We start from the raw sequence: 25,715 nt of genomic DNA, 5'->3' as shown, positions 1-25,715 counted from the left end.
AACCACACTATATCAGTTATAAGGGTGATTACATGGGTGCAGCAACCCCCGTCGTTGAGTTAAAACAAATTACGAAGCGTTTCCCAGGCATTGTTGCCAACGACGCTATCAGCCTTCAGCTTCGTAAAGGCGAGATCCATGCGCTACTGGGCGAAAACGGCGCTGGTAAGTCAACGTTGATGAACATTGTATTTGGTCTCTATCAGCCGGATGAAGGTTCCATTGAAGTGAATGGCAAGCCTGTCATCATCGACAGCCCTAACCGAGCGATCGATCTTGGCATCGGCATGGTGCATCAGCACTTTAAGCTTGTACAGCCGTTCACGGTAACAGAGAACATTATTTTGGGATCTGAACCAACGAAGGGTCTCAATATTAACTATAAAAAAGCAGCTGCTGAAGTGCAGCGTCTGTCTGAACAGTATGGACTCAAGGTAAATCCTCATGCCAAGATTCATGATATCTCTGTCGGCATGCAGCAACGTGTGGAGATTGTTAAAACGTTGTATCGTGGAGCAGACATTCTGATTTTTGACGAGCCTACAGCTGTACTGACACCTCAAGAGATCAAAGAATTGATGATCATCATGAAGAAGCTTGTAGCTGAAGGAAAGTCCATTATTTTGATCACGCACAAACTGAAAGAGATCATGGAAATCTCCGATACGGTAACGATCATTCGTCGGGGTAAAGTGATTGATTCGGTCAAAACATCGGAAACCAATCCGAATGAACTGGCAGAGAAGATGGTAGGTCGGAATGTCACATTCAAAGTGGACAAAAAGCCGGCTACACCTGGAGCCAACGTGCTCGAAGTCAGCAAATTGACCGCCAAGAATAAAGAAGGTATTTCGGTTCTGAACCAACTTAACCTGAACGTACGTGCAGGAGAGATTGTCGGCATCGCCGGCGTTGATGGTAACGGGCAGAGCGAACTGATTGAAGCCCTTACCGGACTGCGTAAAGTAGAGAGTGGATCGATCCGTTTGCAGGGCAAGGAGCTGTCCAATCATTCTCCGCGCCATATCTCGGAGTCGGGTGTAGCCCATATTCCGGAAGATCGCCATAAACACGGACTTGTACTTGATTTTTCAGTGAGTGAAAATATCGTTCTGGAATCGTACTATAAAGCACCATACACCCGTAAAGGATTCCTTAACTTCGATGCCATCAAAAAGCAGGCTAAGCGGCTTGTTGAGGCATTTGACGTGCGTACACCAAGCATCGAGACCAAAGCTCGTTCTTTGTCCGGAGGAAACCAGCAAAAGGCCATTATCGCCCGTGAGGTAGATAAAAATCCTGAATTGCTTATCGCTGCGCAACCAACGCGTGGTTTGGATGTAGGGGCTATTGAGTTCGTGCAAAAGCAACTGATTGCACAGCGCGATCAAGGTAAGGCGGTTCTGTTGATTTCATTTGAGCTTGATGAGATTATCAATGTATCTGACCGAATTGCTGTCATCTATGAAGGCCAGATCGTTGGCGAGGTGCTGCCGGAAGAAACCAATGACAGGGAGCTCGGCTTGATGATGGCGGGCAGCACCCAAAAGAGAGGTACTACGCATGAGTAACGTATTGAAATGGTTTACCCGAGATTCATTCATTTTGCCTGTAGTGGCTATCATTATGGGTCTAATTCTCGGTGGTGTTGTCATGCTGGTTGGTGGCTACAATCCGATTGAAGCCTATGGCGCGTTGTTCACCAAAGTGTTTGGAGACATGTACAACTTTGGTGAAGCGGTACGGGAAATGACACCACTAATTATGACTGGTCTTGCATTTGCATTTGCATCTCGTGCAGGGTTGTTTAACATCGGGGGAGAAGGTCAATTTCTCGTCGGAATGACGGCTGCAACATTTGTTGGTGTTAAATTTGCTGGTTTGCCGATCTACCTCCATGCGCCACTGGCTTTGATTGCCGGTGCACTGTTTGGTGGTCTATGGGCAGCTATTGCTGGTTATCTGAAAGCTTCACGTGGGGTCAATGAAGTTATCAGCAGTATTATGTTGAACTGGATTGGTCTGTATCTGGCCAACCTTATCGTACGCCAATTCTTGCTCTTGAAGGGCGAGAATCGTTCCGTGAATATCAGCGATTCGGCTTCGATTAGTCTGACATGGCTCTCTGAGATGATGGGCAACTCGCGTGTGCATATGGGTACATTGATTGCTATTGTGATGGCTGTGCTCTTTTATATCTATATGTGGAAAACAAAACAAGGTTATGAAATCCGCGCGGTAGGTTACAACCCTAATGCGGCTGAATATGCAGGTATGCATGTTAACCGGAATATCGTAAAAGCGATGTTTATCAGTGGTATGCTTGCCGGTCTTGGCGGTGCTTTCCAGGTGCTCGGGGTGTTCCAGTACCAGACTGTAATGTCCGGTTCGCCGGGAACAGGTTTTGACGGAATTGCGGTTGCCCTGATTGGTTTGAATCATCCGTTTGGGGTGTTATTGGGGGCAGTGCTGTTCGGTACCCTCACGTACGGATCTGCAGGTATGAGTTTTGCTGCGGATGTTCCGCCTGAGATTATTCGGATTGTGATCGGTTCGATTATCTTCTTCATTGCGGCACAAGGCATCGTGCGCTGGATACTTAAACCGTTCTATTCGAAGCGTAAGAAAGAGAAGGTGTTGTAGATGGACTTGTTGACAATTGGGCAAATTATCAATACGACGCTTGTCTTTGCTACGGCATTGATTTTTGCATCACTCGGCGGAATTTTTTCGGAAAAATCAGGTGTAACGAACCTTGGACTTGAAGGTTTTATGGTCTTTGGTGCCTTTGCAGCTGGAATCGGGGCGCATTATGCTCAAGAAGCGGGCATGGGTGGAACAACATCGGCCTGGATGGGTATTTTGCTCGCGATTTTATTGGGCGTACTGGTATCGCTGATTCACGCCGTTGCGTCTATCACATTTAAGGCAGACCAGATTATCAGTGGTATCGTCATTAACTTTTTGGCAGCAGGAAGTACGTTGTACTTGGTTAAATTGTTGTTTGAAGGTTCTGGTGATTCCCCGTTGGTACAAGGTTTCAGCAAGTTTGATGTGCCATTCTTGAAAGAGATTCCTTTGCTTGGTGAAGCCTTCTTCAAGAACGTATATCCAACGACATATCTGGCAATTCTATTCGTATTCCTGACGTATTACATCATGTTCAAAACGCCATTTGGTCTGCGCCTTCGTTCTGTGGGTGAACATCCAAGTGCGGCTGATACGGTTGGTGTTAAAGTGCGTCGTTATCGCTATGTTGCTGTTATGATCAGTGGTGCGCTTGCGGCCATTGGTGGAGCTGCGATCACATTGACGACTACAGGTACATTCTCACACAATACGGTTTCCGGTCAAGGTTATATTGCCATAGCAGCTATGATCTTTGGTAAGTGGAATCCGATTGGTGCCTTTGGTGCGGCTGTCTTCTTTGGATTCTCTCAAGCGATCCGAAACTATGTACAGTTGTTCGAATGGTCACAAAGTATTCCCCAGGAAATTATTTATATGTTGCCTTACCTGCTTACCATCATCGTTCTTGTTGCAGCGGTTGGACGTTCTTCGGCTCCGTCTGCACTCGGTGAAGCTTATGATCCGGGTAAAAGGTAACAACCTTTTCCATATCAGTTTAGCTATTCAAATTTTTGATAAAGGGTCCGCCTTGTGCGGGCCTTTTTTGTTTTCTGCGTGCCCAGAGGCACGCATGATCTTGTTGGTGAAAGTCCAACCCAAGGAGGGGCCAAGCCACTTTTTCACGTTTACTTTGGTTCTCGTGCGGATACCCATATTTTCAGGTAGGGACAAAGAAACAGGCGAATTCAGTGATGGACGAATACACTGTTTTGAACGATCCGAGGAGGAGGGGAAAGTATGAAACAACAAGTTACGCGTGATGAAGCGATGAAATTAATAGGCAAAAATATTGTTGCAATCAAAAAAGACGGCACTCGGGTTACGGGAAAGCTGTTGAAAGTATCGGGCAATAAACTGGTACTGAAGCGTCTGAATGGCAAAAAAGTACGTACAAAAGCGATTTTACCACTAGTATTGTTTGATCTGCTCGCTATTGCTACACTGCCTTATGCTTATGGACAGGGTGCCGGATTCGGCCCCGGCTTTGGACCTGGACCGAAACCAGGACCTGGATATGGTCCAGGCTACGGACCGGGATATGGACCTGGAGGACCTGGTGGCGGATATGGACCTGGTCCTGGATTCGGTCCTTATGGTCCAGGTCCACGCCCACCAGGATTTTTCTAGGACATTCTATAATGTTTTTTCCAATTCGTAGCAGCGGCTTATCATGATGTATCGAATCGCGCTGTATCCATTTTTTTGATAAAACTGAAGCCCTTTGGTATTGCCCTCATCCACCATCACTTTAGATCTTCGACAACCCCGCGATGACGCAAAGCTCTCTGCTTTGAGCAACAAAGTTTGCCCGTAACGTTTGCGTTGTTCTTTCGGACTAACGGCCATCATATCGACATAGAGCAATTCCCCATGCATGAGAAAATGGATGAATGCCACAGCAGCTTTGTCTGGCTCTGGCGAGACAACAAAGGTCATGCCCCTGTTCATTCGCAGGGGTATTTCTTTGCGGATTTTATTAATTTCCTTTTCGCTCATATGGGATAAAGGAACAAGTTGAGTGTCAATCAGCTTCATGATGGCGCCATCATCCAGCTTGGATGTGCGTTGCCGAATCACCATGTGGAGCCTCCTTTCAGGACCAGTCATGCTGCTCGTATATCCTATGCCCGAAGCAAGATAAAAGGTGACTGAATGAAGCGCTGGGATTAGGGCAACCTTATAGGCTGAAGAGGGAGGAAGGAAGGTTCTCTGAATTTTTATGCAAAACAGGTATTGACTTATCGGTTGGAGGAATCATATAATGTTCCTAACATTTAACGAGAATATTTCATCGGCTATGAAGAGGACGAAGTTTTAAGGGCTCTTTTGCTCAGAGAGTGGCTGGAATTGCTGAAACCACCACCATTATCCCTTATATACGAGCTCACCTCGGAGCTGTTTTCCTGAAAAGCACTGGATGTCACTCCTTTCGCGTATTAGGGAAAATCGTATGTCTGCGTTACAGACAACAGGTATGGGAAACGACTATGTTCGTTTGAGCTATTCGTTTTGTTGTACCTGGTAAGGTCCGTTATTGCGAAATTTCGGACAAAGTTGGGTGGTACCACGGAAGCGATAACCTTTCGTCCCTCGCAAGCATGAACTTGTTTGCAGGGGATGGAAGGTTTTTTTTGTAACTTTAAATGTCAGAATGGTGTAAATTCCGAGAGGAGGATGACTAATGGGAGCTCAAATTCCAGAAGTACGATCGACAGATGAATTACGTGAAAAATGGATGAAGCCGGAGGTCATTAGCGGTTCCGAGATTCTGCTGAGAAGCTTGTTGCTTGAAGGTGTGGATTGCGTATTTGGTTACCCGGGTGGCGCAGTGTTGTACATTTACGATGCAATGTATGGTTTCGAGGATTTCAAACACGTCTTAACCCGTCACGAACAAGGCGCAATTCATGCAGCTGACGGATATGCACGTGCAAGCGGCAAAGTTGGTGTTTGTATCGCTACCTCCGGGCCAGGAGCAACCAATCTGGTTACTGGAATAGCCACGGCATATATGGATTCTGTGCCGCTGGTTGTCATTACGGGAAATGTTAATTCCAGCCTGATCGGCTCGGATGCTTTCCAGGAAGCGGATATTACCGGGATTACAATGCCAATCACCAAACACAGCTATCTGGTGAAAGATGTTAAGGATTTGTCGAGTATCATTCATGAGGCATTCCATATTGCCAACACCGGCCGTAAAGGTCCTGTACTGATAGACATTCCGAAAGATGTCTCAGCCAACAAAACCTTGTTTGAACCGAGTACTGAACCTGTTACATTAAGAGGGTACAATCCACGGACAGTACCAAACAAACTGCAGGTTGACCGTTTGGCTCAGGCCATTCAGGAAGCAGAACGTCCAATGATTCTGGCTGGTGGCGGTGTGGTATACTCGGGAGGACATGAAGAACTGTTCGAGTTTGTTGAGAAGACAGGCATTCCGATTACGACAACCCTTCTGGGGCTTGGTGCATTCCCAAGTGGGCATGAACTATGGACAGGGATGCCAGGAATGCACGGAACATACACATCCAACCTGGCCATCCAACAGTCGGATCTGCTGATTAGTATCGGCGCACGATTCGATGATCGGGTAACAGGCAAGCTGGACGGATTCGCTCCACATGCCAAAATCGTTCATATCGATATTGATCCGGCTGAGATTGGTAAAAACATTGCAACCGATATTCCAATCGTTGGTGATGTGAAGACCGTACTTGAAATAGCCAACAAAGAAGTTGGGCGTGCAGAGCGTGCAGATGCATGGAGAGACCAGATCAAACAGTGGAAACAAGAGAAGCCATACAGCTATACGGATTCAGACGAAGTGCTGAAACCGCAGTGGGTTGTTGAAATGTTGAATGATACAACCAAAGGTGAAGCGATTGTGACTACGGATGTGGGACAACATCAGATGTGGGCGGCACAATATTACAAGTTTAATCAACCACGTTCATGGGTAACATCGGGTGGTCTCGGAACGATGGGCTTTGGATTCCCTTCTGCCATTGGTGCTCAGATGGCCAATCCGGACAGACTCGTTATCTCCATTAACGGTGACGGTGGAATGCAGATGTGTTCCCAAGAACTCGCAATCTGTGCCATTAACAATATACCGGTAAAAATTGTGATCATTAACAATCAGGTACTTGGAATGGTTCGCCAATGGCAGGAACTCATCTATGAGAACCGTTACAGCCACATTGATCTGGCAGGAAGTCCTGATTTTGTAAAACTGGCTGAAGCATATGGCGTGAAAGGATTGCGTGCAACGAATAAAGAAGAAGCAGCGCGTGCTTGGCAGGAAGCTTTGGATACACCAGGACCAGTCGTTGTAGAATTCGTAGTACGCAAGGATGAAAATGTTTACCCAATGGTTCCGCAGGGAGCAACAATTGATCAAATGCTGATGGGGGATGCTGACGAATGATTAGACATACGATTTCAATATTGGTAAACGATCAGCCAGGCGTCCTTCAGCGTGTATCAGGGTTGTTCGGTCGACGCGGATATAACATTGAGAGTATTACAGTAGGTCAGTCGGAAGAACCTGGACTCTCCCGGATGGTTATTGTCACCATTGGTGACGATAAAACGCTGGAGCAGATTGAGAAACAATTGTACAAAATCATCGATGTTATTAAAGTGGTTGATTTCAGCCTGAAACCGATGGTAGCCCGTGAACTCGCTTTGATTAAAGTGAAAGCTGAGCCTTCCGAGCGTCCTGAAATTCTGGGTGTGGTAGAAACATTCCGCGCATCCGTTGTAGATGTTGGTCCGGGCAGCCTGATTGTGCAGGTAGTCGGAGATACGGACAAAATTGATGCGATGATTGAATTGCTCAAGCCATACGGCATTCGCGAATTGTCACGTACAGGCATAACTGCATTGGTACGCGGCAACGTATAAGGTTATAATGAATAAAAAGGGGCGACGGTTAGCTAACATATATAGTTGATCTTATGTGAGAGTGTCAGTCCCTTATAAGCTGTAAGGTAACATTTTAGTGATGTAACGCTTGAAAAGATAGCTACATTCCCGCATTAATGGGCGGGTGTCTGAACGGATCGGATCAGACCAGAGACGCTTTCGACACTACAAACGAGCCGGTCCATTGAGACACCCGCTCATTAATGAAGGGTTCTTTACAATACAAAGGAGGACTTATAAACATGCCAGTAACTACTTATTATGAACAAGATGCAGAGCTTAACGTATTGAAAGGAAAAACGATCGCGGTAATCGGTTATGGTAGCCAGGGCCACGCCCAAGCCCAAAACCTTCGTGATAGCGGATTGAACGTAGTCATCGGACTTCGTGAAGGTAAATCCTTCGACACTGCAAAAAATGACGGATTTGAAGTTCTGTCCCCGGCTGAAGCAACAAGCCGCGCAGATGTAGTTCAAATCTTGCTGCCTGACGAAACTCAAGCTTCTGTATACAAAAACGAAATCGAACCAAACCTGAAAGAAGGCGCTGCATTGCTCTTCTCACACGGTTTCAACGTTCATTTCGGTCAAATCGTTGCTCCAAAAAACAGCGATGTATTGCTGGTAGCTCCTAAGTCCCCTGGTCACATGGTACGTCGTACTTACGTGGAAGGTTTTGGTGTACCGGGCCTGATCGCGATCGAGCAAGATGCAACGGGTAAAGCAAAAGAAATCGGTTTGGCTTATGCTAAAGGTATCGGTTGTACACGCGCAGGGGTTATCGAAACTTCCTTCCGTGAAGAAACAGAAACAGATCTGTTCGGTGAGCAAGCTGTTCTGTGTGGTGGCGTGAGTGCATTGGTAAAAGCTGGATTCGAAACATTGACAGAAGCGGGTTACGCTCCTGAAATGGCATACTTCGAATGTCTGCACGAACTGAAGTTGATCGTTGACATGATGTATGAAGGCGGACTCGCAAGTATGCGTGATTCCATCAGTAACACAGCGGAGTACGGTGACTATGTAACTGGACCTCGCATTGTAACTGAAGATACGAAGAAAGCAATGAAAGAAGTGCTGACGGATATCCAACAAGGTAAATTCGCACGCGACTTCATTCTGGAGAACCAATCTGGCCGTGCATTCTTGACAGCAACTCGTCGTAACGAAGCTGAACACCCAATTGAAGTGGTTGGCGGACAATTGCGTGAGATGATGCACTGGATCAAGAAGTAAGCATTAACTTTTTGAACATGTACTTTAAGGTATTCAAGTAAACTTAGAGCTTTAACTGGGAATAGCGGCCGTGCTTATGCGTGAGCCGCTATTGCTGGTCAGAGAAACAATATATTACAAGTACAGGAGGTGCGAAGCGTGCGTAAAATCTATGTATTTGACACAACGCTGCGTGATGGAGAGCAATCCCCGGGAGTCAATCTGAACACTCGTGAAAAGGTGGAAATTGCCCATCAGCTCGAGCGGCTTGGCATTGACCGGATGGAAGCTGGTTTCCCGGCGGCATCTCCAGGTGATCTGGCAGCTGTCAATGCAGTAGCAAATGCGGTCAAAAATGTGACTGTAATTGGCTTGTCCCGTTCCAGAGAGCAAGACATTGATGCGGTTAAGGAAGCACTTAAAGGTGCACAGGACCCGTGCATTCACGTTTTCCTGGCAACTTCACCTATTCACCGCCAACATAAATTGCGCATGGACAAAGCGCAGGTACTGGATACAGCTCGTTCCGCGATTCGTTATGCAAAGAAAACATTCTCGAAGATTGAATTCTCACTTGAGGATGCAGGTCGTACCGAGTATGATTTCCTCGTGGAAATGGTGAATATGGCTGTTGAAGAAGGTGCAGCGGTCGTGAATATTCCGGATACGGTTGGTTACCTGAGCCCATATGAATACGGAAACATTTTCAAACATCTCAAGGAGAATGTACACGGTATTGAAAAGGTACAGCTGAGTGCCCACTGTCATAATGACTTGGGTATGGCGACGGCCAATACACTTGCAGCCATTCTCAACGGAGCCGATCAGATCGAAGGTACGATCAATGGCATTGGTGAACGTGCCGGAAACACGGCGATCGAAGAAATTGCTATGGCACTGGAGACACGTCAGGAATTTTTTCAGGCGAAAACATCGCTGCAGTTGTCTGAAATTGCACGGACCAGTCGTTTGGTTAGTCGTTTGACAGGTATGGTTGTGCCTGGAAACAAAGCCATTGTTGGGGCAAATGCCTTCGCACATGAATCCGGCATTCACCAGGATGGCATGCTGAAGGAAAAAACAACGTATGAGATTATGACTCCAGAGTCCATCGGTCTGAAGGAAAGTAAGCTTGTACTGGGTAAACATTCTGGTCGTCATGCCTTCCGTGAACGGTTGATTGATCTGGGATATGAGCTGGAAGAAGAAGCATTAAATCGGGCTTTCGCCCAGTTCAAAGATCTGGCTGATAAGAAAAAAGAAGTTACTGACGAAGATCTGCTTGCCGTAATTGAAGAGAAATTGCAGGATGCACCTGAGGTGTATAAACTGGAATCCATCTTCGTAACGTACGGGGATGAATCGGTACCAACGGCCAAAGTCCGCATTGCAACGCTTGACGGGGATACGCTTGAGAAGCAAGCAGAGGGTAACGGATCGGTAGATGCAATCTACAATGCGATTGACCAAGTGAGTGGGGAAGACGTAACGTTGTCTGACTACTCCATCAAATCGGTAACGCATGGTAAAGATGCATTGGGTGAAGTACATGTTGTGCTGACTCAGAATCAGGTTTCGGTACAAGGACGTGGCGTAAGCACAGATATATTGGGTGCAAGTGCACGTGCCTATGTAGACGGCCTGAATCAATTGATTGAGAAGCGCAAGACATATACGAACCGTGTAAACGTTAACCTGTAGGCTCCTATGCAAGAAGCACGCACTTCGACCTGCTTTGTTACGTTTAGTGAGGGACGTAAAGAGTCTGACTCTCCTGTGGAGGGGTCAGACTCTTTTGCTTGTATTTTATATGATTATGGCAGTAAAACACATTACATTTTCTATGGTTAACTATTGCATTGGCTTACACTATCAAGCTATTACCACGCGTATGCATTAGGTGCATGTCCACCTGGACCCGGGAAAATCTCATCCAGACGTTTGAGCACGGCTTCATCCAAAGTCACGTCCAGACATTTGAGTGCGGTCTCAAACTGCTCCAGCGTACGCGGTCCGATAATCGGGGCGGTCACTGCCGGATTGGCTGCAACCCATGCCAAAGCCACCGTATCCTGTGGTTCACCGAGATCACGACACAGTGCGGCAAAGTCTTCAAGCTGAGTTTGTTGCTGCTCGATCCGTCCAGCGATGCCTCCGCTGCGTGTTCCTTCCAGCTTCTGCAGAGCGTTTCGTCCCAGTAATCCACCATCCAGTGGACTCCATGGAATGACGCCGAGGCCCAGCTCTTTGGCAGCGGGCAGTACTTCCAACTCAGGCAAACGACAGTTGAGACTATATTTATGTTGTTCGGAAACCAGGCCGAGGAAATGACGATTCTTGGCTTCGCTTTGAGCGATTGCAATCTGCCATGCAGCAAAGTTACTCGATCCTACATAACCGATTTTACCCTGATGAACGGCATTCTCGAACGAACCCCACAGCTCGTCCCATGATATGGCAGAGTCTACATGATGCATCTGGTATAGCTCGATATGATCGGTCTGTAAGCGGCGGAGGGAACCTTCCAGATGCCGTCTGATTTTGTAGGCGGAGAGGCCAGCTTCGTTGTTGGGACCATCTGTATCATCATGCATGGAGCCATATACTTTGGTGGCCAGAACCACTTTCTCACGTCTGCCACCACCCTGGTTGAACCAACGTCCGATAATTTCTTCGGTAAGACCGGAATTTTCACCCCAACCGTAGATGTTAGCGGTATCAAAAAAGTTCACGCCTGCATCGAGTGCTGCGTCCATAATGCGGAAAGCTTCTTTTTCATCTGTAGCAGGCCCGAAATTCATGGTACCGAGACAGATTCGGCTGACCTTGAGGCCTGATTTACCCAAATACGAATATTGCATGTTGCTTATCCCTCCTGCGTACCTGATTTGAATTCAGCTATATTCTAACCCAGCGGGGAGGTCAGAACAACTTGGAAAGGCCAATCTCTATTGGCTTATAGGTAAAATCTATTAAAGTCATAGATTGTATATCTTGGTCAAATGACCTTCCTTGGAATATGATACAAAAGAGAGATTTAATATGAGACGTTACTTTATGAATAATTAATGAATGAAATATAAGGAGTGGACAACCCAATGGCAGACGTGAAAAAAATTGCAGTTATTGCAGGTGACGGAATCGGGCCTGAAGTCGTAGCTGAGGCTGAGAAAGTTCTTAAACGTACGGAGGAAGTATTCGGTTATCGTTTTGAGACAGAGCATGCGCTGTTTGGCGGAATCGCAATTGATGAGAAGGGTACACCCCTTCCTGAAGAAACACTGAGCGTATGTAAAAGTGCAGATGCAGTCCTGCTTGGAGCGGTTGGCGGTCCAAAATGGGATAACAACAGCAAGGAGCTTCGCCCGGAAACAGGCCTGCTGGGTATTCGCAAAGCACTTGGATTGTTCTCCAACTTGCGTCCGGCTGTCGTATTTGATTGCTTGAAGGATGCTTCAACTCTGAAGCCTGAAGTACTGGAAGGTACAGATCTGATGGTGGTTCGTGAATTGACAGGTGGGATCTACTTCGGTGAGAAATTCAGACGTGAAAGTGCACAGGGCGAAGAGGCTGTAGATACATGTGCATATAATGTAACAGAAGTGGAGCGGATCGTTCGTCAGGCATTCGAAATTGCGCAAGGACGTCGCAAAAAGCTGGCTTCGGTAGACAAAGCCAACGTATTGGAAACTTCCCGTCTCTGGCGTGAAGTCGTGAACCGGGTAGCACCGGATTATCCGGATGTTGAACTGGAGCATGTACTGGTAGACAATTGCGCGATGCAATTGCTGCGTCGTCCGTCCAGCTTCGATGTCATCGTAACGGAAAACATGTTCGGAGATATCTTGAGTGATGAAGCAGCGATGTTGACAGGTTCCATCGGTATGCTCGCATCTGCATCACTGGGAGAGGGCAGCTTTGGCCTCTATGAACCGGTACACGGTTCCGCACCGGATATCGCAGGTCAAGGCCTCGCTAATCCGATTGCAACTATTCTCTCTTTGGCGTTGATGTTCCGTACAACCTTTGGTTATGCAGAAGGTGCGGATGCTATTGAAGCAGCTGTGTCGGATGTATTGAACGCAGGACACCGCACGAGTGATATTGCTGTAGACAAGAGCACAGCGATCAGCACGACCGAAATGGGCGATTTGATCGTGGCGGCTATTCAGAAACAGGCGTAATTATATTACCAACTACAGGCAGCCCTTTGTTTCCAGTTATGGAATGTACAGAGGGCTGTTCCTTTGTCATTTTTGCCACGAAAAATCCTTATTTATAATGATTATAAAAAAATAATGTTTATAATCTTGACTTTGGGAAGTCCGGATGATAACATTTTACTTGTACTTGTTATCAAGGTTCAAATCATTTTAATTACAGGAAAAGCGTACGCGTTTTTCTTGATGATGAGCAATCCGCAAGGATGCTTACATAATCCCAAAGGAGGAATTTTTAGTTATGGCAGAACGTTTGGTAGGTAGACCAGCACCGGATTTCGCAATGGAAACAGTATCGGGAGATGGACAAGACTTTGGTTCCGTTAAACTGTCCGATTATCGTGGCAAATGGCTTGTATTCTTCTTTTATCCTTTGGACTTCACATTTGTGTGCCCAACTGAAATTACAGCTTTGAGCGTTGCTTCTGAGCAATTCAAAGCTTTGGATACAGAAATCCTTGGCGTGAGTGTAGACTCCGTACACAGCCACAAAGCATGGATCAACACACCTGTTGACAGCAATGGTCTGGGTCAATTGAACTTCCCGCTGGCTTCCGACATCACGAAGCAAGTGGCTAAAGATTACGGCATTCTGATCGAAGAAGAAGGCATAGCATTGCGCGGTCTGTTCATCATCGATCCAGAAGGCGAATTGAAATATCAAGTGGTTAACCACAACGATGTGGGCCGTAGTGTTGAAGAAACACTTCGCGTACTGCAAGCACTGCAATCCGGCGGATTGTGTGCAATGAACTGGAAACCAGGCGACACTAACCTGTAAGCAGGTTAACTTGAACGGTTTTTGTTCAAGCCCTCATCCCGTTAGGGATTGAGGGCTTTTTGCACCCTTTTGCCGGAAGTTATCACGAAGTTAATCAAAAGTGTTTGAACAAGCAGCTAAGCGTGTTAATAATATATTAGAAGAAAGTCTTCTTTTTATCTGTTGAAAGAGGAATTGATGGCCTTCAAGGCGAATAGGGTATGGAAACCCGGTAAATATTCCGGTGCTCTGCATTTATAATCTGTACATGAATGTGATACACTGATGGAACTATTCCTTTTCGGAAGTGCTGGAAGTGTACGGGATGGCATTTTAACAAAAAAGTCCCGGCACGTAATAAGGAGGGTGAACAAAAATGAGTTACTGTTGTGGGGCAAGTATGGTTGGAACGAAGGGCACGCTGAAACATTACCGCACCCAGGTTCATAATGTTCCCCTGCTGTTTTGCCCGGTGTGTCATCGGGTTGAGGTGCATTATAAAGTGGAAAATGAATACGAAATTCTGGCTGAATATGCGCATGGAGACGGTGCATCCGAGATCGACTTTCAAGATTATGTTACAGAAGATGAGGATGCGATTTTTGAAAACTGTGTAAACCGTGAGAGTGAGGATGCCATGGTCATTGTGCAGCGCCAGATTGATATGGCTCTGGATTTGCTCAGGCTCGCCAAGGAAACCAAAGACGAGAAGTGGGAAAGCGAACTTAAACGTCGATTAGCTGTGATGAGTCAGCGCAGACTGAAAATTCAGCATAATAAGACCGGACTATAGATGATCTCGGATATATCACAAATTAAAGATATTAAAAACGAAGCTGATTTGCCTATGGGGTGAAACGGCTTCGTTTTTGTGCGTTGTTATGGAACTAATTCGAGGTTTTTTTTAAAATAATTTCCATTCGACACTTTCTCCGATTGACTCTCTTCTATAAACTTGTCTATGATAAAAACAGACTTGCAAAGAGGCGGAGCAAAAAATGTTCGTGTTTGGGAATAGGAGAAGGTCAGAATGGGACAAACGTATATGATTTTCCGGATCGACTGTTGGTTACCGGGAATAGACCAGCTTGAGTTCCGGCCATGCCATCCATATTTTCGGCTCAGCCCCCCAACGAAAGGGCACCGGTAATGAAAAATAAAATCGGCCCTTCCTGTTTCTGTGATGATATGATGTCCGAATGGCAAGTTTATCATTTACGTGAAAAGGAGGAACCTGACATGATTAGTGAATTTCAGGATACAGTGCCTCAACCAACGGATGGATTCCCGCCTGTGCATCTGGATAACAACAAGTACGAGAATGTACTGGAACATCTGGATAGCGGTATTATGTTGTTTGACAGTCACGGTGTATTGACGTTTATTAACGTTCAGATGGCAAAGTTGTTGGAGCTTCCACGAAGTCTGTTGAGCGGCTGCACCCTGATGCAAATGCTGCATCATCCGCAGATGAGCCGATTCAAGAAAAAGAAAATTTTACGTATCTATCGGGAAACTATTTTTCACCGTAAGCGCTATCATGAGTTGATTGATGAATACGGAAGGCATTGGCTGGTTACTGTGACGTACGGTGATCAGATGGATGGCGACTTCTTGTTCAGCGTCAAAGATGTATCTGATTATAAACAAATTGAACAGACCGCTTATCAAAATGACAAACTTGCGATGCTGGGGCGAATTTCAGCATCTATTGCTCATGAAATTCGTAATCCGTTGACTGCAATCCGTGGGTTCATCCAACTGCTCAGGCCCCATTTGCTGCAGCTCGGCAAAGACGAGTACGCTCGAATCATACTGACGGAGATTGATCGGGCGAATGACATCATCTACGAATTTTTGAATTCTTCCAAACCGTCAGCTCCACAGAAGACCGTGATGTCCGTCGACTCTTTGCTCAAAGAGGTGGTCTTGCTGACCGAAAGCGAAGGTTTGATGAAGGGATGCGAGATCGTACTGGATGAAGGGAATGCCCCACTGAATGTATCCATTGATGTCAAACAGATTAAGCAGGTTATTTTGAATATGGTGAAAAACGCAATGGATGCCATTGAGGAAGTCGGCGAAGAACATACGGGTCTAATTCGAATATCTACCGCCACGGAAAACAAGTTCGTGCAGATCTCCATCGCGGATAACGGTCATGGGATGGACCATAACACGCTTGTACGTCTGTTTGATCCATTCTTCACGACCAAGGAGAGCGGAACGGGGCTTGGACTTTCGGTGAGTTACCGAATCATCAAGAACCATGGAGGCACCATCTCTGTGGATAGCAAAAAGGGCGAAGGCACGCGGTTTATAATTATGTTACCCTTGGTATATTGAGAAAAGCGGGGAGTCGAGGAGTTGGCCATTTGCCAACTCCTTTGTTTTATGTTGCCAATAAGGGTTATAGTTAGTAATGAATGCGAATACATAAGCTCCATAACGGAAGGATGAGATGCAGATGGAAATCCAGGGAATGGAACGAATGAATCAACAATTGATGGATCACGTGGGAAAAGTGATTGTGGGAAAAGAGCATACCATAGAGCTGGTGATGACAGCGATCATAGCGTCAGGACATGTGCTGCTGGAGGATGTACCGGGTACCGGGAAAACGATGCTTGCCAAATCGGTAGCCTCTTCATTGGACTGCACATTCCAACGGATACAGTTTACACCGGACTTGCTGCCCTCTGACTTAACAGGGATTCATTTTTTTAATCAAAAAGAAGGGGATTTTGAATTCCGACCCGGCCCCTTGTTTGCCAATCTTGTACTTGCCGATGAGATTAATCGGGCTACACCGCGTACCCAATCAAGTTTGCTGGAGTGCATGGAAGAGCGCCAGATCAGTATCGACGGTTCAACGAGACAGCTGGAACGGCCATTCATCGTTATCGCCACCCAGAATCCTGTAGATAACCAGGGAACTTTTCCACTACCTGAAGCGCAGATGGATCGTTTTATGATGAAAATTCGCATGGGTTATCCAAGCAGTGAAGAGAGTGTAGAAATTTTGAGACGTACGGTAGCCAGTCGTTCTGTTGATGATCTCTCGGCAGTGATCAGTCGTGAAGAACTTTTGAAGGCACAGGATACGTATAAAACAGTGCAAATCAACGAAGATTTGCTACGATATATCATTCAGTTAACCGAAGCGACAAGGCAACATCCCGAGCTCTCGCTTGGCGTAAGTCCACGAGGGGCTCAGGCATTACTCAAGGCAAGTCAGGCATGGGCTGCACTGCATGGCAGAGACTTTGTTTTGCCTGATGATATTAAAGTACTGGCGGAACCTGTGCTGGCGCACCGACTTGTGTTTCGTAACCGGATCAGACAACAAGAGGGCTTGGCGGAGCGTATCATCCAGGAACTTCTGAATCAGACAGAAGTGCCTACGGAGAATCTCGCTACAAGCGGGCGTTAATCTTATGGCATTATTATGGCTTGTCCTTGTTGGAGGCATTGTCGTTGTTATACATGGTGTGTGGTTTGGACGACCTGCACTGCGAAAGCTCAAGTACAGCAGACAATTCAGCAAGCTGCGTTGTTACGCTGGAGATGAACTTGAGATGGTGGAGACGATATCGAATGAGAAACGAGTCTCCGTACCGTGGCTCAGACTTGAATCGATGATGCCAGTGTCGTTTGTATTTCGTTCCGACTCAGGTATGGATATTAGCCAAGGCGAAATCTATCAGAACCATAAGAGTATTTTTACGTTGAAACCGTTTACCCGTATTACGCGCAAGCATCCTTTTACATGTACTCAGCGTGGGATTTATCCATTAAATACAGCAACGATGACAGGTGGGGATCTCTTTGGTGTGTGGCGTTCCACCAAACCGATTCCTTTGCAAATGTCTATGATCGTGTATCCTTCATTAGTGAATGCAGAGGATCTTCCTGCAATTTATCAGGTATGGCAGGGAGAAGTGGAAGTATCACGATGGATCGTTGAAGATCCTTTCTTGATCCTGGGTGTTCGGCCTTATGGTGCAGGCGACCCCATGAATCGTATTCACTGGAAAGCGAGTGCACGTACAGGTGAATTACAAGTCTACAAGCAGGGATGGACGGCTGATCCGCAATCCTGGATTGTAGTTAACATTCAGGAATCTGCAGATATGTGGAGTGTTGTTACTCGACCGGAAAAGATTGAACGGGCACTTCGTTACGCTGCCACGGCTGCAGTGGATGCCATCGGTAGAGGGTTGCCGGCAGGTTTCGCCCATAATGGCTATCATGTGGGTGGAGGCCGCGATACACTTCGGATTGAGCCGGATTATGGCACCCCGCATCTGGAACGGTTACTGGAAGCTATGGCTGAGACAGAGTTGAAATGCATGGTGCCCATGGAGCAATTCCTGAATGATGAAGTACGTCTGAATGAAGAAGCACAGCAAATCCGCAGCTATCTGCTGATTACATCCTATGTATCTGCCGCTATGGAGCAGGAGATTGCACGTCTGCACGAACAAGGACATCGTGTAACGATTCTCCCGGTAGAGGACGTGAAGGGTAATACGAAGGCGGTGAGTGCATGAGGAACAGACCGGTAGCGACGACCACAGGACTCATAGCAATGCTTGCCGTCTTGATGGCGGGCATATACCTTTTCCCGATATTTACGCTTGCTTCATTCTACGCAATGGAACATTTGCCGTTCACATTATTCATCCTGGTTGTTCTTGTAGGTTGGTTAGGACAGTTCATTCAGCATAAAATTCCAGGTTTTAGCGAGAAAAGTACACTCATTCGTGGAGTAACGGCACTCGTCATAGGACTTCTCTTCGCACTCGTTGTTGGGATGAGCCTTATTCTCCCGTTGCCGGATATCATCACATTGGTACTGTGTGGAGTCATCTCGGCTTATGCAGGTCTGACCTTCAAGCCAGTCTTTCATTCAGTGTTGTTATGGCGCTTGCAGATTATGGGTGTAATCAGTGCAATCGTGCTTATGATTGCTTCGAACTCGTTGGAATTCATGCAGCCGATACGAACCTATACCCTATGGATCTATATTGCCGGAGTGATCAGCTTTGCCTTTTGGCTGGTTGGACGATATATGCTGCAACTGGATCAGGCAATACTCAATGACGGCAAGAGAAGATTGGTATTAAGAGATTTTGCACGTGCGAATCATCAGCGGTTCATGTGGATATTTATTGTTATCGTCGCGATTGGTGCTTTCCCAAGTCTGGCTGCCTGGCTGGGACCGCTACGTGATCGCTTGCTCGCATGGATCAGGGGATGGTTTGGTCCGATTTCCGGCGAGGAGCCACGATTACCAATGGACAACCCCAATCAGCCGCTAAATATACCGAATGACTGGAGAGAGCCTCCATCCGAGCCCTCAGTCTTCTGGAACATCCTCGGATGGGTAGTGATGTGTGCTGTAGCAGGAGCAATCCTGTGGCTGCTTATGAGGTTGGGACAAAAAACGATAAACAGACTTATGGACCGATTCAAGGGGATGTTACAACCAGGTGAAAAGAAGGCAGAACCACGGACGGAGTATATCGATGTCAGTGAGACGCTTGATGCGCCAGCAAAAGTCCGAAAGAATTGGTTTCGGAAGAAAGAAGCGCCACCTGCACAGGATGCTGAACGTGTTCGGTATTACTATCGGACTTGGATTGAAAGAGCTGCTCATCGAGGCGTGGGAATACAGGGGACGCACACTCCGCTGGAGGCTGCACAGACCATTATTCAGAATGGTGTGAAGGTAGAGGAAGATGAGCTGTCTTCGAGACTGCCAGATACGTATAATGCCGTCCGTTATGGAGAGAAAGTTCCCGATCGTTCCGATATGGTTGAGATTGACCGAATTTGGAGATCTTATCGAAGTAAATAAGTCCGGAATCCCTTTACTTTTCTTGTCACGTTCAAGTATCATGAGAGGAATACACAAGTTGGTCAGAAAAGGAGCAGACATTAATGAAGACAAATCATTGCAAAATTGTAGATTGTACGATCCGTGATGGCGGATTGGTGAATAATTGGGACTTTAGCGTGGACTTTGTTCAACAGCTATATGCTGGATTGAATGAAGCTGGCGTTGATTATATGGAAATTGGATATAAAAACTCTCCGAAGTTGCTTAAAGGCGCCGAGGAAGCAGGACCATGGCGTTTCCTGAACGATGATTTCCTGCGTAAAGTTATTCCTCAAAAAGGCAATACCAAACTGTCTGCACTGGTTGACGTAGGTCGTGTGGACGAAAATGATATCTTGCCTCGCAGTGAGAGCATGCTGGATCTGATCCGGGTTGCCTGCTACAGCAAAGATGTAGACAAGGCACTTGCACTGGTTCAAACATTCCATGATCGTGGATATGAAACTACACTTAATATTATGGCACTCTCCAATGTTATGGAGAATGAATTGCTGGAAGCATTTGAATTGATCAAAGAAAGCTCCGTAGATGTGGTTTACATTGTAGATTCTTACGGCAGTCTGGATCATAATGATGTGAAATATCTGGTGGAGAAGTTCAAGACTCACTTGCCTAACAAGCGTCTTGGTGTTCACACACATAATAATATGCAACTTGCGTTTTCTAACACATTGGTTGCGGCGGAACTTGGCGTTGAACTGCTTGATGCTTCTGTGTATGGTATGGGACGTGCGGCAGGTAACTGCCCAACCGAATTGCTGGTAGCTCATCTGAAAGGAACGAAATACAATCTGCGTCCAGTACTTGGTGTATTGGAACAGTTGATGGTTCCACTGAGAGAAAAAGAAGAATGGGGTTACATTCTGCCTTACATGATCACAGGTGCGTTGGACGAGCATCCGCGTTCAGCGATGGCGATTCGCTCATCGGAAGACAAGGATAAGGTTGTTGATTTCTATGATAAATTAACAACACCAGAAGTGAATTTTGATAAGTAATATAGTCTGAAATACAGTTGTAAATTAGGAAAACATGGACTCTAACTGGAGATCCATGTTTTTTTAGTTCTTAATGCCTTGTTTTTCTCTATATTTATGAATAAATATTCCTAGGAGTAACTATTTTTTAGTTCACGTATACAAAATTAAATGTTATTATGTACCAGATAGCATGTGTATGCATGTGAATTGAACGTTGGTTAATATGTTTTTTGTCGAATCATGTAGTAAGCTGTTAAGTTTGGTTAATGTAATTCAGGATAGGTGATCCCGGGAAGGAAAACACGGCATGAAGGTTAATCTGCAAGATCAGAGAAAAATAAGTTGGGTCGCTGTGTGCGGCTTAATGTGTTTCCTCGCAAGTCAATGGTTTCGTTATTCTTCAAGTTCTGATCTGATCATATCGGGTTACCCGGTTTTGACACTCTTGGGTGGATTTGCTGCGGCAGCGGCTTGTATCGGCATCTACAATCAAAGCTGGTTGTTTCGGACACAGAAGCTAACTCTTCGGAGGACATTATTGACAACACTCTTTTTATTGATTGGTCTGTTTGAACTGGTTCATATCGTTTCATTTGCAGAAGAGATTCCAAACGGAGCCATGATGGAATCGGAGTTCTCCTTAATGATGACAACCATGGGATCTTTGGTATGTTCAGTAGGTTTATTGCTCGTGTATACCTTAAATGAAAAAGAAATTGCATTACCACGCAAATTCTTACTGTTCAGTGGGACATTGGGTACCTTTGTTATTTTGTACATACTGGCTATTCAGGAATGGAGTATGTTACCAAGTATGCTTGATGGGGATGTGCTTGGTGGAATCTTCACCCGAGTTCATTTTATGGTCGGATTGCTCTATGGCATTATTGCAGTTCTTTTGTTTGTACAATGGAAAAAAACCAAAGACGGTGATTTACCAACCATTCTATGTGGCATTCTGTGTTTCTTTTTTGGTGAATGTTATTTTGTTTCAGCAACTGGGGTGAACGATCTCAATCTGTTATTAGGATTGCTGAGTAATTGTATGGCATATTTTTTCATTCAAAAAGGACTGTACACGTCTGTAGTGGACACGCCTTTCCTGCAACAGCAGGTGGCGGAAGCCAAGATGAACTATATTGCTCATCATGATGATGTAACGGGACTTCCAAACCGTCGTCGCCTTTCACAGCGGTTGAAAAAGATGATGGATGATGCCGTGGTGCAGGAACAGCTTGTGGGTGTACTGGTCCTGAATATTAATCGGTTCAAGACCATTAATGATTCGCTCGGACAGCAAGCAGCTAACCGGGTTTTGCGTCAGGTAGGTCAACGACTGAAACATTCGTCACTTCCAGGAGAAGAAGTCTTTGGATTGGGAAGAGATGAGTTTGCATTAACGATGACAGATTTCAGTTCAACCGATACAGCGTTGCGTCGGACAAGATCCATATTGCAACTTTTTGAGAAGCCGGTCTTGGTTGATGGCAATGAGTATCATCTTACCCTTGGAATTGGGATGGCCATTTTCCCGCATGATGGGGAGTCACCACTGGAGATTATTCAGAATGCCGATACGGCTCTGCACAGTGCAAAGGAACAAGGGATGGAACTGAATCGTTTTGCCCATGCAATGCAGATGAAGGCACAGGAGCGTATGCAGCTTGAAAATGATCTGCGCAAGGCGTTGGATCGAGGTCAGTTCTACCTGGTCTACCAGCCGCAGGTTAATCTGCAAAGTGGGCTAATCGTTGGCATGGAAGCATTGGTTCGTTGGCAGCATCCGCAGCGAGGTTCGGTATCTCCGGCAGAATTTATTCCTCTGGCAGAAGAGAGTGGGCTCATTGTGCCACTTGGCGAATGGGTGCTGCGTGAAGCGTGTGCACAGAACAAACAGTGGCAGGAAGCCGGTTATCGTAAACTGTGTGTTTCGGTGAATTTGTCGATGAGACAATTCAGGCACTCCCATTTGTTGGACAATATCAATGGAATTCTCAAAGAGACGGGACTAGAGCCTGTATGGCTTGAACTGGAGATTACAGAGAGCATGACATTTGATAAAGATCGGTCATTCGAACAGTTGCGCAAAATCAAAGAAATTGGTGTGCATATCAGTATTGATGACTTTGGAACGGGATACAGCTCGTTGCACTATCTGAAGGATCTGCCGATTGATCGGCTCAAGATTGACCGTTCATTCGTTAATGAAGTCATGGAGGACAGCAATAACGCCGCGATCGTATCTACCATCACTTCAATGGCGCATCATTTACAATTAAAAGTGACAGCTGAGGGCGTGGAGAACGAAGATCAGATGGTCTTTCTTCGCGATCAGCACTGTCACGAGGCTCAGGGTTATTTCTTCAGCAAACCGATTAAAGCCGCTGAATTTGAAAAGCAGTTTTTGAGAGATGTGGATAAGCCTACAGGATAGGGAACAGCGGGGGCGCGAGGGTGCTCCTGCTTTTTTAAGATGGATGTGTAAATGAAAAAAATTGTAAATGTGACTTGCATGCTATAGAGGATCATGGTATATTATTCTTTGTAAAATCACTGTTAAATTCCGAACGGAACTTAACAATTAAATCTTCAATCATGCGGGTGTAGTTCAATGGTAGAACTTTAGCCTTCCAAGCTAATAGCGTGGGTTCGATTCCCATCACCCGCTTAACGAAGCAGTACCCAGAGCCCCTGCGATGCAGGGGATTTTTCTTTTTCCCTAAAAAAATCTGGGGATACCCTTTGCTTTTTTACAATGATCTGGTACAATAACGGAGAAATTGATACTACACATGAATGAGAGGTAACCATACGTCCCATGAAGTAAAACACATGAATTGAACCCCAGTTAACTGCAGACGGTTTTATGACGCAGTCAGCCAGAGCGGCTGAGCAATGAGGGGATTCGTGTGTCCAAATTCAGCTATGGGAAAAGGTATGGAGCAAGTAAGCCATTGAGGTTTACGTGTACCCTGTGTTTGGGGTTTCTTTGTTCATGCCGTAGCTTACCTTAGATCTGTCTTTGAATGCTTGATCCAACCCTGAATTGCCAAACCGCCGGCTGATGCCAGCGGTTTTTTTTGTTCAGCAAAAAGGATGCAGGAAGGATGAGGCCTCATGATGACATTGGTACGCTTACATGAAGTATCAAAAGAGTGGAACGGTATTGAATTGTTTACAGGATTGAATTTGGAGATTAATGAGGGCGAACGACTCGCCATTTTGGGTCGCAACGGATGCGGCAAGACAACGTTGTTACGTATCATTTTGGGTGAGGAGCATGGTGGTGGACGGATTGAACGTCATATCCCTCAGCAGGAATGGGGGTTCATGCGCCAGCGCTCGGAGATTGAGACCGGGATGAATGTACTGGATGCGGTCCGGCGTGAGAGCGGTCAGATCTATGAAGTGAAACGGAACTTGGAAGAACTGGAACAACGGTTGAGCATGAGTACTGAAGCGGATGAAGAGCTGCTTGCAGCTTATACACAAGTGATGGAGCAATATGAACAGTTGAACGGTTATATGTGGGAGACTGAGGTAGAGAAAGTACTGACTCGCCTCGGATTATCCGCAGAGCATTGGAATAGACCCTATCATTCCTTGAGTGGTGGACAAAAAACAAAGGCTCGTTTGGCGGGGCTACTTGTCAGCAAACCCAAGTTCCTGATCCTGGATGAACCGACGAATCATCTGGATGAGGGAAGCATGCGTTGGCTGGAAGAGTGGTTATCCTCATATGAAGGTACGCTGTTATTTGTATCACATGATCGTACGTTTATTGATCAGGTAGCAACAGGAGTCATTGAGTTCAGTCCAGATGCCCTGACCAAATACAAGGGCGGATACTCCGACTACAAGATCCACAAAGAGCGTGAATTACGCGAACAGGAAACGATCTACCGCAGGCAGGAATTGGAACGTAAGGCGCTGGAAGAAACGATTCGAAATTATCAGGAATGGTTCCATAAAGCGCATAATTCGGCGACTGATGTGGAGGTGAAGATCACCCAGAGCTTCTACAAAGCTAAAGCCATCAAAAATATTTCACGTTACCATGCAAAACAAAAACAGCTGGAGCGTTTGGAGCGGGAACGGGTGGATAAACCTCGTGAAGCCGCAAAGTTGAACATGGAATTACAGATGAATCCACTGGCTGCACGCCAGTTGCTTGCGCTGGAAGAGGTGAGTTTTTCATATACGGGAGACAAACTATTGCTGCGCAATCTTCGAATTACTGTGGAACGCGGAGATCGGCTTGCTGTACGGGGTCCTAATGGAACCGGCAAGACAACACTGCTGAAGTTGATGATTGGTGAACTGGAACCTTCGCAAGGCAAGGTCACACGGCATCCACAGCTGAAAATCGGTTACTTTTCACAGGAGCTGGAAGGGCTCCCTGAGAACCTGACGCTGCTGGACAGCTTGCTTACCCTTCCATCGATGACACAAAGTGCGGCACGTACCATTCTGGGATGTTTCCTATTTTCCAGGGATGATGTGTTCAAGCGCATTGGGGATTTGAGCATGGGGGAAAAGTGCAGAGTGGCATTTCTGAGACTGTATTTTGGCGGAGCGAATCTGCTGGTGCTGGACGAACCAACGAACTATCTGGACATCGATACCCAGGAAGTCATGGAAAATGTATTAAAACAGGCTTCAGGTGCTTTGGTGCTTGTATCCCATGACCGGATGCTGACGAAGTCACTCGCGAATCGGTTATGCGATCTGGAGGCTGGTGGCACAGCAACTCTGTTTGAAGGAGGTGTGTCGGATTGGGAGCAGTCCAACAAACTTCGGGAGGTGGCGCTGGAGACCCGGGAATCTGATGACGAGCGGTTACGATTGGAGATGCGACTATCGGAGTTGCTGTCTCCTGTGAGCACTGCTGGAAAAGACAGTCTGACACAGCCGGAGCATTCGAATGAGCGAGCAGTCGAGGCAGCTGAGATTCGCGAAATCCAGCAGCGCCTGAAACAATTGAAAGATAAAGGTGCAAACATAAATTAGAACATGGACGGCTTGCTATTTCGATCTATTTTGCATATAATTATGAACGATCATCGATGATTA

Annotated in this window: 20 protein-coding genes and 1 tRNA gene; 19 read left to right on the top strand and 2 right to left on the bottom strand. The window is 46.2% G+C overall.

The window, feature by feature from the left end; genetic code table 11:
- Positions 1 to 32 precede the first annotated feature (32 nt).
- From D829_RS0114685 to D829_RS33225, 4 genes are all read left to right on the top strand, one after another.
- On the top strand, positions 33 to 1,571 hold the full coding sequence (locus D829_RS0114685; RefSeq protein ID WP_017689662.1) for an ABC transporter ATP-binding protein: 1,539 nt from the start codon (positions 33 to 35) through the stop codon (positions 1,569 to 1,571).
- Entirely contained in the window at positions 1,564 to 2,643 is a 1,080-nt protein-coding gene (locus D829_RS0114680) for an ABC transporter permease (protein ID WP_017689661.1), read from the top strand. The genes D829_RS0114685 and D829_RS0114680 overlap by 8 nt, the downstream gene beginning before the upstream one ends.
- Positions 2,644 to 3,606 carry an ABC transporter permease gene (locus D829_RS0114675; RefSeq protein ID WP_017689660.1) on the top strand — a complete coding sequence of 321 codons (963 nt, stop codon included), beginning with the start codon at positions 2,644 to 2,646 and terminating at the stop codon, positions 3,604 to 3,606.
- 261 nt (positions 3,607 to 3,867) lie between these two features.
- Entirely contained in the window at positions 3,868 to 4,257 is a 390-nt protein-coding gene (locus tag D829_RS33225; RefSeq protein WP_017689658.1) for a hypothetical protein, read from the top strand.
- A gap of 6 nt (positions 4,258 to 4,263) precedes the next feature.
- Here D829_RS33225 and D829_RS0114660 read toward each other — a convergent pair whose 3' ends face one another.
- Positions 4,264 to 4,707 (bottom strand): GNAT family N-acetyltransferase, encoded by a 444-nt coding sequence (locus D829_RS0114660; RefSeq protein WP_026081178.1) that lies wholly within the window; start codon positions 4,705 to 4,707, stop codon positions 4,264 to 4,266.
- 604 nt (positions 4,708 to 5,311) lie between these two features.
- Here D829_RS0114660 and ilvB point away from each other — a divergent pair.
- The 4 genes from ilvB (at position 5,312) to D829_RS0114640 (ending at position 10,478) form a co-directional block, all read left to right on the top strand.
- Positions 5,312 to 7,063 (top strand): biosynthetic-type acetolactate synthase large subunit, encoded by a 1,752-nt coding sequence (ilvB, locus tag D829_RS0114655; protein WP_017689656.1) that lies wholly within the window; start codon positions 5,312 to 5,314, stop codon positions 7,061 to 7,063.
- Entirely contained in the window at positions 7,060 to 7,542 is a 483-nt protein-coding gene (ilvN, locus tag D829_RS0114650; RefSeq protein ID WP_017689655.1) for an acetolactate synthase small subunit, read from the top strand. The genes ilvB and ilvN overlap by 4 nt, the downstream gene beginning before the upstream one ends.
- A 263-nt stretch (positions 7,543 to 7,805) precedes the next feature.
- The gene (gene ilvC, locus D829_RS0114645; protein ID WP_017689654.1) at positions 7,806 to 8,798 is read left to right on the top strand and encodes a ketol-acid reductoisomerase; all 993 of its coding nucleotides are present in this window, start codon (positions 7,806 to 7,808) and stop codon (positions 8,796 to 8,798) included.
- Between the two features lie 138 nt (positions 8,799 to 8,936).
- On the top strand, positions 8,937 to 10,478 hold the full coding sequence (locus tag D829_RS0114640) for a 2-isopropylmalate synthase (protein WP_017689653.1): 1,542 nt from the start codon (positions 8,937 to 8,939) through the stop codon (positions 10,476 to 10,478).
- Between the two features lie 179 nt (positions 10,479 to 10,657).
- Here the strand turns inward: D829_RS0114640 and D829_RS0114635 are convergent, their stop codons facing one another.
- Positions 10,658 to 11,638, bottom strand: coding sequence for an aldo/keto reductase (locus D829_RS0114635; RefSeq protein ID WP_017689652.1), 981 nt, complete (start codon positions 11,636 to 11,638; stop codon positions 10,658 to 10,660).
- A gap of 237 nt (positions 11,639 to 11,875) precedes the next feature.
- On the opposite strand from D829_RS0114635, the gene leuB reads away from it, so the two are divergent.
- From leuB to abc-f, 11 genes are all read left to right on the top strand, one after another.
- Positions 11,876 to 12,961, top strand: coding sequence for a 3-isopropylmalate dehydrogenase (gene leuB / locus D829_RS0114630; RefSeq protein ID WP_017689651.1), 1,086 nt, complete (start codon positions 11,876 to 11,878; stop codon positions 12,959 to 12,961).
- A 277-nt stretch (positions 12,962 to 13,238) separates the two neighbouring features.
- Positions 13,239 to 13,778 (top strand): peroxiredoxin, encoded by a 540-nt coding sequence (locus D829_RS0114625; RefSeq protein ID WP_017689650.1) that lies wholly within the window; start codon positions 13,239 to 13,241, stop codon positions 13,776 to 13,778.
- A gap of 355 nt (positions 13,779 to 14,133) precedes the next feature.
- The gene (locus tag D829_RS0114620) at positions 14,134 to 14,550 is read left to right on the top strand and encodes a hypothetical protein (protein WP_017689649.1); all 417 of its coding nucleotides are present in this window, start codon (positions 14,134 to 14,136) and stop codon (positions 14,548 to 14,550) included.
- Between the two features lie 446 nt (positions 14,551 to 14,996).
- Positions 14,997 to 16,103, top strand: coding sequence for a PAS domain-containing sensor histidine kinase (locus D829_RS0114610; RefSeq protein WP_017689648.1), 1,107 nt, complete (start codon positions 14,997 to 14,999; stop codon positions 16,101 to 16,103).
- 121 nt (positions 16,104 to 16,224) lie between these two features.
- Positions 16,225 to 17,190, top strand: a complete 966-nt coding sequence (locus D829_RS0114605) for a MoxR family ATPase (RefSeq protein WP_017689647.1) — start codon at positions 16,225 to 16,227, stop codon at positions 17,188 to 17,190.
- Positions 17,191 to 17,194: 4 nt separating this feature from the next.
- Entirely contained in the window at positions 17,195 to 18,310 is a 1,116-nt protein-coding gene (locus D829_RS0114600; protein ID WP_017689646.1) for a DUF58 domain-containing protein, read from the top strand.
- Positions 18,307 to 19,620, top strand: a complete 1,314-nt coding sequence (locus D829_RS0114595) for a DUF4129 domain-containing protein (protein WP_017689645.1) — start codon at positions 18,307 to 18,309, stop codon at positions 19,618 to 19,620. The genes D829_RS0114600 and D829_RS0114595 overlap by 4 nt, the downstream gene beginning before the upstream one ends.
- Positions 19,621 to 19,703: 83 nt before the next feature.
- A complete protein-coding gene (locus tag D829_RS0114590; RefSeq protein ID WP_017689644.1) occupies positions 19,704 to 20,660 on the top strand; it encodes an aldolase catalytic domain-containing protein in 957 nt (318 codons plus the stop codon).
- A 289-nt stretch (positions 20,661 to 20,949) separates the two neighbouring features.
- Positions 20,950 to 23,076 (top strand): EAL domain-containing protein, encoded by a 2,127-nt coding sequence (locus D829_RS0114585; protein WP_017689643.1) that lies wholly within the window; start codon positions 20,950 to 20,952, stop codon positions 23,074 to 23,076.
- 163 nt (positions 23,077 to 23,239) lie between these two features.
- Positions 23,240 to 23,310: transfer RNA gene (locus D829_RS0114580), tRNA-Gly, on the top strand.
- A 449-nt stretch (positions 23,311 to 23,759) separates the two neighbouring features.
- Positions 23,760 to 25,652 (top strand): ribosomal protection-like ABC-F family protein, encoded by a 1,893-nt coding sequence (gene abc-f, locus D829_RS0114575; protein ID WP_017689642.1) that lies wholly within the window; start codon positions 23,760 to 23,762, stop codon positions 25,650 to 25,652.
- Positions 25,653 to 25,715 lie beyond the last annotated feature (63 nt).

The sequence above is a fragment of the Paenibacillus sp. PAMC 26794 genome (assembly GCF_000316035.1).
Classification (GTDB): domain Bacteria; phylum Bacillota; class Bacilli; order Paenibacillales; family Paenibacillaceae; genus Paenibacillus.
This window is presented reverse-complemented; position numbering and strand designations above follow the sequence as displayed.

What these genes read in the sequence shown, in the direction of transcription:
- D829_RS0114685 (WP_017689662.1), top strand. Translation starts at nt 33, where the DNA reads ATGGGTGCAGCAACCCCCGTCGTTGAGTTAAAACAAATTACGAAGCGT.
- D829_RS0114680 (WP_017689661.1), top strand. Translation starts at nt 1,564, where the DNA reads ATGAGTAACGTATTGAAATGGTTTACCCGAGATTCATTCATTTTGCCT.
- D829_RS0114675 (WP_017689660.1), top strand. Translation starts at nt 2,644, where the DNA reads ATGGACTTGTTGACAATTGGGCAAATTATCAATACGACGCTTGTCTTT.
- D829_RS33225 (WP_017689658.1), top strand. Translation starts at nt 3,868, where the DNA reads ATGAAACAACAAGTTACGCGTGATGAAGCGATGAAATTAATAGGCAAA.
- ilvB (WP_017689656.1), top strand. Translation starts at nt 5,312, where the DNA reads ATGGGAGCTCAAATTCCAGAAGTACGATCGACAGATGAATTACGTGAA.
- ilvN (WP_017689655.1), top strand. Translation starts at nt 7,060, where the DNA reads ATGATTAGACATACGATTTCAATATTGGTAAACGATCAGCCAGGCGTC.
- ilvC (WP_017689654.1), top strand. Translation starts at nt 7,806, where the DNA reads ATGCCAGTAACTACTTATTATGAACAAGATGCAGAGCTTAACGTATTG.
- D829_RS0114635 (WP_017689652.1), bottom strand. Translation starts at nt 11,638, where the DNA reads ATGCAATATTCGTATTTGGGTAAATCAGGCCTCAAGGTCAGCCGAATC.
- leuB (WP_017689651.1), top strand. Translation starts at nt 11,876, where the DNA reads ATGGCAGACGTGAAAAAAATTGCAGTTATTGCAGGTGACGGAATCGGG.
- D829_RS0114625 (WP_017689650.1), top strand. Translation starts at nt 13,239, where the DNA reads ATGGCAGAACGTTTGGTAGGTAGACCAGCACCGGATTTCGCAATGGAA.
- D829_RS0114620 (WP_017689649.1), top strand. Translation starts at nt 14,134, where the DNA reads ATGAGTTACTGTTGTGGGGCAAGTATGGTTGGAACGAAGGGCACGCTG.
- D829_RS0114610 (WP_017689648.1), top strand. Translation starts at nt 14,997, where the DNA reads ATGATTAGTGAATTTCAGGATACAGTGCCTCAACCAACGGATGGATTC.
- D829_RS0114605 (WP_017689647.1), top strand. Translation starts at nt 16,225, where the DNA reads ATGGAAATCCAGGGAATGGAACGAATGAATCAACAATTGATGGATCAC.
- D829_RS0114600 (WP_017689646.1), top strand. Translation starts at nt 17,195, where the DNA reads ATGGCATTATTATGGCTTGTCCTTGTTGGAGGCATTGTCGTTGTTATA.
- D829_RS0114595 (WP_017689645.1), top strand. Translation starts at nt 18,307, where the DNA reads ATGAGGAACAGACCGGTAGCGACGACCACAGGACTCATAGCAATGCTT.
- D829_RS0114590 (WP_017689644.1), top strand. Translation starts at nt 19,704, where the DNA reads ATGAAGACAAATCATTGCAAAATTGTAGATTGTACGATCCGTGATGGC.
- D829_RS0114585 (WP_017689643.1), top strand. Translation starts at nt 20,950, where the DNA reads ATGAAGGTTAATCTGCAAGATCAGAGAAAAATAAGTTGGGTCGCTGTG.
- abc-f (WP_017689642.1), top strand. Translation starts at nt 23,760, where the DNA reads ATGATGACATTGGTACGCTTACATGAAGTATCAAAAGAGTGGAACGGT.